Origin of the sequence: Paenibacillus ginsengihumi DSM 21568 (assembly GCF_000380965.1) — a bacterium.
Taxonomy (GTDB): domain Bacteria; phylum Bacillota; class Bacilli; order Paenibacillales; family NBRC-103111; genus Paenibacillus_G; species Paenibacillus_G ginsengihumi.
Map to the genome: position 1 here is coordinate 1 of NZ_KB905687.1, position 1,450 is coordinate 1,450.

2 protein-coding genes are annotated in these 1,450 nt (G+C 39.0%); both read right to left on the reverse strand.

Going from position 1 to position 1,450, the window contains the following annotated elements; genetic code table 11:
- Positions 1-590: 590 nt before the first annotated feature.
- Positions 591-1,022, reverse strand: a complete 432-nt coding sequence (locus F591_RS0127000) for a hypothetical protein (protein WP_019537642.1) — start codon at positions 1,020-1,022, stop codon at positions 591-593.
- A gap of 2 nt (positions 1,023-1,024) precedes the next feature.
- On the reverse strand, positions 1,025-1,450 hold a 426-nt coding region (locus F591_RS32195; protein ID WP_040742853.1), incomplete at its 5' end, for a hypothetical protein.

Here is a 1,450-nt window from a genome sequence, read left to right on the forward strand (position 1 = left end):
CGGAAATCGTGACTGGAAAATCGATGCTCCTCTGGACTAAAAAGTAATTACCCTGGCTTTAACCATATGATGTCAGCTTCTTTGCAAAGCTAGTGAGCATAGCAATCAAACACTTTCCCCTCAATTAGGAAATCAGGATTTTTCCCTTCTTTTAGATTATAGGAATGAGGGAATCGGTGGCTAGCCTTTCACACATGACCTTCCCGTTTGTTCAGATATGTCCTGACAATATAGTGGTCGGACTATCCGGTAGATTAGTTGCGATGTGCCTGACACTATATCCATCGCTGTATCTATTCGCAAAGTTGCGATTATGTTCAAAAACCTGTGAGAAAACGAAGATAACAAAAAACAGGTCTATCATGGAGGTATCTGACCATAATCGACCTGTTCAATACAACGGAATAGCGTTATTTAGGTTATAAAATTCAAGCATTGCTTGTGCGTACAATCAAAATGACGAATTTTTTATACAGGTAATACATGGGTTATATGTGTTATTGGTTGAAAAGTGTGTTCACTCGGTACTGGGTAGCCCCCACCAAAAAGAAAACCTTGAAAGGCACGAAGCCAATCAAGGTAAAATCACATTACCAGTTCCCTTTATCAAAGTCCTCATTATCAATCTCTTTAATGTACACGGAAATCCATAATACAGTATTTTCAACAGGGTCAGTCTCAATATAAATCCCTTTAGGACTACAATATACTTCTTCGAAATCGTCATATTTAAAACTTGGCTCTATTTCCAAAACTTCGTCAATAGACATGCCAATATGAATTACATCAAATAACTTTCCAGTATAGTTCTTTAATGCGGTAATTTTGAACAACTTCCCATTGAATAAATTAAACCACAAGCAAACTTCATCTTTAATTTCATATCTTACTAGAGACTTTCCTAATAGAGCATCAGCATCGTTGAGATTTTTAATTATGTCATAAAATTCGCTAATATGGCTGTAAAGTTTCACTCCACCCATTCCCTCCCACGGGACAATAGGGGCATTCAACAACACCATAGTTAATTACCTCCTATGAAGATTATTGTTGCTGTTTCTTTTCCATCTGTCTTATAGGCACTTTCAGCACCATCAACTACCTTTATGATACCTTGGTCATTCGTACTAATTTTTACATACGGGCTTCCTCCATGTCTCCCACCTCCGGGCGATACTTGGACTTGAGTAATATTCCTTTCTCCGCCAGTATTATTTATCTTAATAATTTTTGCCCCTGAACTTGATTTAGTGGAATCTTGTACAGTAACATCGTATCCTTCATTTCTTAGCATTTGGGCGATTTCGTCTGCCGATTTGCCTTTGAATGCAGTAGGATTTGATTTGATTGCCTCAACAGTGACTCTACCGTTATTGAAGACTGCGTTACCCGTCCCCTCAGTGTCCTGTTTCGGCGGGGTGGATTGGTCTGCCTCCCGTGCCGCCTTCTC

Bases quoted from the DNA above. Each gene is read 5' to 3' on its own strand.
- F591_RS0127000 (WP_019537642.1), bottom strand. From the start codon at position 1,022: ATGGTGTTGTTGAATGCCCCTATTGTCCCGTGGGAGGGAATGGGTGGA.